The 6,998-nt window shown below is 37.9% G+C and carries 5 protein-coding genes; 1 reads left to right on the top strand and 4 read right to left on the bottom strand.

Features of this window, described 5'->3' with window-relative positions; translation table 11 throughout:
• Positions 1 to 339 precede the first annotated feature (339 nt).
• Entirely contained in the window at positions 340 to 1,362 is a 1,023-nt protein-coding gene (locus tag A9G30_RS02760) for a DUF4272 domain-containing protein (RefSeq protein ID WP_065587972.1), read from the top strand.
• A gap of 185 nt (positions 1,363 to 1,547) precedes the next feature.
• On the opposite strand, the gene cysG is transcribed toward A9G30_RS02760, so the two are convergent.
• From cysG to nirB, 4 genes are all read right to left on the bottom strand, one after another.
• The gene (gene cysG / locus A9G30_RS02755) at positions 1,548 to 2,933 is read right to left on the bottom strand and encodes a siroheme synthase CysG (RefSeq protein WP_065568423.1); all 1,386 of its coding nucleotides are present in this window, start codon (positions 2,931 to 2,933) and stop codon (positions 1,548 to 1,550) included.
• Between the two features lie 230 nt (positions 2,934 to 3,163).
• Positions 3,164 to 3,931: a nitrite transporter NirC gene (nirC, locus tag A9G30_RS02750; protein WP_065587971.1), complete on the bottom strand. Its 768-nt coding sequence runs from the start codon at positions 3,929 to 3,931 to the stop codon at positions 3,164 to 3,166.
• A gap of 24 nt (positions 3,932 to 3,955) precedes the next feature.
• Positions 3,956 to 4,288, bottom strand: coding sequence for a nitrite reductase small subunit NirD (gene nirD, locus A9G30_RS02745; RefSeq protein WP_065568425.1), 333 nt, complete (start codon positions 4,286 to 4,288; stop codon positions 3,956 to 3,958).
• Between the two features lies 1 nt (position 4,289).
• Positions 4,290 to 6,812, bottom strand: coding sequence for a nitrite reductase large subunit NirB (gene nirB, locus A9G30_RS02740; protein WP_065587970.1), 2,523 nt, complete (start codon positions 6,810 to 6,812; stop codon positions 4,290 to 4,292).
• Between the last annotated feature and the right edge of the window lie 186 nt (positions 6,813 to 6,998).

Genomic DNA, 6,998 nt, shown 5'->3' with positions numbered 1-6,998 from the left:
ACATCAAAAGCATATTCAAAAAACTTAATTTTAAATCACGAATGGAAATGACCGTATGGTATCTACAAAGTAAGGAATAATCTTAGCCATTGAAAAATAAAAATAGATAAATCGTTATGCGTTATCTTTGTTTAATAAAGTAAAACAATTTATAACCTAAAAACTTCCTGTTCGGCGAATTAGTAAATAACATTATTCATTTAACAAAATAACAAACATGACAAAAATCAAACAACGCATTGAAAACTAGAAAGATATGATAACTTATAATAGAATTGTGCAAATAAATAGCTGCTATTTATAGCCATACACATAAAATCTACAATAGGAATGTTTGAAATGCCAATATTGATTAATGCTTATTCTACAGTCACTCACCCACCAGCCATTGATTTCCCTTGTGAACGTTTATGTCATCGTGGATTAGATGATCCTGAATTGATGAAACACCTTGATGGTTTTATCGGTTATGTCATGCAAGCAGGCGATGGGCAGATGAATTCACGTCGTTATGCTTTGTATCGCCATATCCAACGAATTAAACACCAATGGACCTTTGAGATTGAAGAAGATAATTTCAATGAATTTACCACTTGGGGGTGGCAGGTAAATGCCATTATATTTATGCCAGATGGCACGATTCGAAATCCTGATGGAGATGTCTTACAAGATCCTGATGGGGATATTGATTTAGATGCAGTTATGCCTTATCCACCAGAAGCATTAAAGCGCAAAGCAAAAACGGAGCAGTATTTAGCTAAATTAGGATTGCATACACCGACACATTTACCACCGGTTATTGCTGAATCAGAAGTCATACTTAGAACACCAGAAGAAGTCGCTGCACGTGCTTTAGCGATAATGTTAACAGGTATTCAAGCCGAAAGTTTTCGAGAAAATGATCCGATTAATCCGATGGAATTTAAAGAACGTTGCCCAACGGGGTTTGCGGCTTTATCAAATAATGAACGTGACTTTATTTATAGCGAGCAACCAACAGAGCAAGATGTAATAGATATGTCTTGGAAATATGAGGCACTATTACCTTTACAATGGGCAATCAAGTGGCAATCTGAGCTTCCTTTTGCTGATACCATCTGTAATGTTTCATCGTTAGTTGACGAAGGGATGCAACACTGTGAGCAAGATAATTCTACAGTAACCTTAAGACCAGTTAGTGAATTGTTAGATGCTTTAGATTTACATTACCGCTTACATTGGATAACCACAGATTATCAAATGAAAGATAAGCAACCACCCGCTTCAATAATAAGTGACGTTATTCAAGAGCGCCATTATGCATTAAATTGGTTAACTTGCTTTGAAAATGCGGATTGGGATGATGTCGATACACCGACCTAATATTTTGTCTTATTATTTAGCAGGCACCATGCCGTATTAAATTAGTAGATACTGTATTAAATTAGTAGATACTTTATTCATTGGCTAATGATTCATCTCATTAGCCATTTTTTAAAGTGAATAACTGAACCTTTTATAAGTAACGAAAAAATACAATCGTAGCATTGCGCACAACTAAAACTAATTTAGCTGTTCCCATTACTATCAGAAAACCAACTCAGTTTTTCACGTAATGCCACAACCGGGCCAATAATAATTAAACTCGGACTACAAGCTTGTAATGATAGTTGCGTTAAATGACATAACAAACCCGATATAACTTTTTGCTTCGTTGTTGTACCTTCTTCTACAATGGCAACTGGCGTATTTGCATCCATACCATGCTTAATTAACTGTTTTTCGATGTTTGCAGCTTGAGATAAACCCATATAAAAAACCAGTGTTTGTTTTTCGGCTGCTAAACTTTGCCAATCAAGGTGGCTACCATCTTTCAAATGCCCTGTAATTAACCGTACACTATGCGCGTAACTTCGATGCGTTAATGGAATGCCGCTATAAGCAGAACACCCCGACGCTGCCGTAATGCCTGGCACGACCGAAAAAGGAATATCAGCGTTAAATAATGTTTCTAACTCTTCACCACCTCGACCAAAAATAAACGGATCGCCACCTTTTAAACGCACAACACGCTTACCTTTTTTAGCTTGCTGTAAAAGAATTTGATTGATTTGTTCTTGAGGTACACAATGAAATCCGGCTCGTTTACCAACAAAAATACGTTTAGCATCTCGGCGAGCAAGATTCATAATTTCATCTGAGACTAATCTATCATAGACAATAATATCTGCCTGCTGGATCTGTTGTAATCCTTTTAAAGTCAATAACCCAGCATCACCAGGACCCGCTCCGACTAACACAACCTCACCTCGAGAATCAAGCGAGGCATCAAATAACTCATTAGTGAGCTTCTCAACACGCTCAGAATCATTATTTGCAATTGCTTGAGCCAACCTGTCATGAGAAAACAACCTTTCCCAAAAACGACGGCGCTCAGTGATTGTTTGATAGGTTTTTTTAACTTTATTGCGCAAATAACCGGAATATTTAGCCAGTTTTCCTAAATGTTCGGGCAAAATAGATTCTAATTTCTCACGCAATAATCTAGCCAAAACAGGAGCATGCCCCTCTGAAGATACGGCTACCATAATAGGCGAGCGATCGATAATTGAAGGCATAATAAAACTAGCCTCCTTAGGAGAATCAACCACATTACAAAAAACACACCTTTTTTCAGCCTCAAGGCTCACTTTTTGGTTAATATCTTGGCAATCTGTGGCAGCAATAACCAGCCACTTATTATCAAGTAATTGTGCATTAAATTCCCCTTGAACTAGGGTAAGTTGCTGTTGTTCATGCCAACACATAAATTGCTCATTAAACGATTGAGAATTAACCGTAAGACGTGCGCCCGCTTCAAGTAATAGCCGCGCTTTACGTTCAGCAACTTCACCACCACCGACTAACAAACAATCACGGTTTTCTAACTTACAAAATAAGGGGAAATAATCCATAACACCTCAAAATAAAACATCTTTTTAACAATTTACTGATAATCAATCTAACAATAGCACTCTATGCATTATTCTGTGTTTAATTACCTTGCTATTTTGTATGACTTGTAACAATCAACGCCAAACGCAATGCTAATTAAATATTCTTTATTGAAAGAGGGGAAATTCGCTATATCGCCCCTCCGATTTAAGCTAATGAGTTGAATAACCAAATTTTTATTCAGCAGTAATTAAGGTCGCTCAGCTCTAGGCGTTGAATACCAGTATCCAAGCCCCATAAATAACGCACCAGAAACAATATTTCCTAATGATACCCATAATAGATTATGACCAATTCCAGTTAGCGTGTAAGCATCACTATGGTTACCAAACCAAGAAAGCGAAAAAAGCGTCATATTGGCGATTGAGTGCTCATAACCACAAGCGATAAATGCTAACAAGCACCACCAAATTGCAATAAATTTTGCAGACCCTTCAACACGATTAGCCATCCAAATTGCTAAACAAACTAGCCAGTTACATAACACACCTCTAAAAAATAATGGGCAAGCCGCAGCCGATGTTTTTGCTAAAGCTGCGGTATGCACAAGGCTAGTATCGGTAGATAATAAAGGCGTTGCAGCATAAAAATACAGTGCCGCAACAAAAATTGAACCGATTAAATTCCCCAGCCATGTTTGTGGCAATACTAACCACATCTGCGTGTGTGTAATTTGTTTGCATTTCACCCCAAGCGTTAAAAGCATGGTATGCCCAGTAAATAATTCTGATCCAGCAATTACCACTAACGTTAATGCGATCCCAAATGTCGCCCCCATAACTAAAGGTCTTATTGAAGGTTCAACCAGATTACCCAAAGTAAAAATTAAAATAATACCAAAACCTACATAAGCGCCCGCCATGGCTGAACTTACCCAAAAACCGAATGGATTGGTTTTTGCCAAGCGAACAATACGCGCTGCATTAGCAGCACATTTATTGATTGTCTCTGTATACATATTTTTACCCTCTTAAAAAGATATTTAATTTGATTTAACCTGCACAGTACCATCATCATTAACATTCACTTGATAATAGGCGATAGAATATTGTTCATCATCCAAACAATAACCGTCTTTTAAACGAAAACGCTGTTTTTTTAGTGGGCTGGCAACATATAGCTCATTTTCATGCTGTCCAATAATGCCTCGCGATAACACACTGGCCTTAGCAAAAGGATCAATATTACTAATCGCATAAAGATCAGCATTATTATATGGACGAAAAATAGCAACGTGATCATGACCAACAAGCGCACAAACTCCGGTGCCTGGCAAAATATCATCAAGCTTACAAACCGTTATCCATTGACTCATACTATTCCCCTAACATTATTTTACGTTCTTCTGCTGTAGCAGGTCGATGCTGATCGCGCTCCGCTACAATTTGCACATTTTCATCACGCTGATTACAATTAATAAAGTGAGCAAATCGAACTTGATTTTCAGGATTTTCAACCGTCTTTTTCCACTCACACACCATTAATTTACGTAAGCGCGCCATTTCGCTTTCTAGTTCAGCATTAATCCCTAACTTATCGTCAACAATAACACTACGCAAATAATCAATACCGCCCTCTAGATTTTCAAGCCAGACGGATGTACGTTGTAATTTATCAGCGGTACGAATATAGAACATAAGAAAACGGTCAATATATTGAATTAGCGTATTTTTATCTAGATCAGCCGCAAGTAAATCAGCATGGCGAGGCTTCATACCACCATTACCACAAACGTAAAGATTCCACCCTTTCTCTGTAGCAATCACACCAATATCTTTACCTTGGGCTTCGGCACATTCACGGGTACAACCTGATACACCTAACTTAAATTTATGCGGTGCCCGAATACCTTTATAGCGATGTTCTAACTCAACGCCAAAACCAACGCTATCACCCACACCATATCGGCACCATGTGCTACCAACACAAGTTTTTGCCATTCTTAATGCTTTAGCATACGCATAGCCACTTTCAAAACCGGCATCAATAAGCTCCTTCCAAATAGCAGGAAGATCATCTTTTTGCGCACCAAATAAGCCAATACGTTGTGAACCAGTAATTTTAGAATAGAGGTGATATTTTTTAGCTATTTGACCAACAGCAATTAACCCTTCTGGCGTAATTTCACCACCCGCGCTACGCGGAATCACCGAATAAGTACCATTTTTTTGAATATTTCCCAAGAAAATATCATTACTATCTTGCAAAGGGATTAAATCATCTTTAAGAATATAATCATTCCAACTTGAGGCTAATAACGATCCAACGGTAGGTTTACAAACCTCACAACCATAGCCCTGACCATGTTTTTTAATCACTTGATCAAATGACGTTAAACCCTCAACACGAATTAAATGGTATAACTCCTGACGAGAATATTTAAAATGCTCACATAATGCGTGACTAACCTCGATCCCTTGTTTAGCTAATTCCATATTAAGGATTTGGGTCACTAAGGGAATACACCCCCCACACCCAGTGCCTGCTTTCGTTTCGGCTTTTATTGCTGCAACGGTATGGCAACCTGCATTAATTGCATTAACAATTTTTTCTTTCGTTACATCAAAACAAGAACAAATTTGAGCCGAATTAGGAAGCGCTTCAACGCCCATCGTAGGTTTTGCTCCTGCATGAGCAGGCAATATCAGAGTATCGGGGTGCTCCGGCAGATCCATATCATTAAGCATTAATTGTAATAAATTACTATAGTCTGAAGTATCACCAACAAGCACTGCGCCCAATAACTTGTTATTATCTTGAGAGACAACTAATTTTTTATAAACAGGAACAGTTTCATCTAAATAAACATAGCTACGGCTACCGATTGTTTTCGCTTTAGCATCACCAATACTGCCGACATCTACTCCCATTAATTTTAATTTAGCGCTCATATCTGCGCCTTCAAATGGAGTTTGCTCACCCATTAAATGCGCCAAGGCAACCTGCGCCATTTTATATCCTGGTGCAACTAAACCAAATACTCTGCCTTGCCAACAAGCACATTCACCAATAGCGTAAATATCAGGATCAGAAGTTTGGCAATAGTCATTAACCACAATGCCACCACGTTGGCCAATTTCAAGCTGACATGCTTTGGCAAGCTGATCATTCGGGCGAATACCTGTTGAGAAAACAATAAAATCAATTTCAAGTGATGTGCCATCAGCAAATTGCATAATTTTACCCGATGGTGTGTGAATAATTTCTTGGGTATTTTTGCTAGTGTGAACGCTAACGCCCATACTTTCAATTTTTCGGCGTAACTGCTCGCCTCCCATTACATCAAGTTGCTCTGCCATTAATACTGGTGCGAATTCAACGACATGTGTTTGTATTCCCAAGTTTTTTAATGCACCGGCAGCTTCAAGCCCCAACAAGCCACCACCAACAACCGCCCCCGTTTTACAGTGGCTAGCACATTCAGCAATAGCATCAAGGTCTTCAATGGTTCGGTAAACAAAACAATTTAAACCATTAGCGCCTTTAATCGGTGGAACCCATGCATAAGATCCTGTTGCAATGATCAATTTATCATAACTAACAATTCGCCCCGTCTGTGAATGAACTTCTTTACGCTGACGATTGATTAAAATAGCGCGTTCATTAAGTAATATGTTAATGCCATTTTCTTCATATAGCCCTTCACGCACTAAAGAAAGTGCTTCAGCAGTATGACCGGAAAAATAAGAGGAAAGATGAACGCGATCATAAGCAAGGCGAGGCTCTTCACAAAAAATAGTAATATTAAATTGATTAGGCGACATTTTATCAATTAACTCTTCAACAAAACGATGCCCAACCATTCCATTACCAATGATAACGAGGTTGGTTTTACTCATACAACAACTCCAAATTTATTTTAATTTAATCATTTAATTTTTATTTTGCTCACATTGTATGAAACTTTGTACAGAATATAACTACTCTCAAGGATTACTACTTTAGTGGTAAAGATAAGGCTATTTTAAAAAAAGTTTATTTGAAAATAAGCAACAATGAAAATTAGTTATAAAACAATATCGACT

The sequence above is a fragment of the Gilliamella sp. Fer4-1 genome (assembly GCF_001690515.1).
Taxonomy (GTDB): Bacteria; Pseudomonadota; Gammaproteobacteria; order Enterobacterales; family Orbaceae; genus Gilliamella; species Gilliamella apicola_C.
This window is presented reverse-complemented; position numbering and strand designations above follow the sequence as displayed.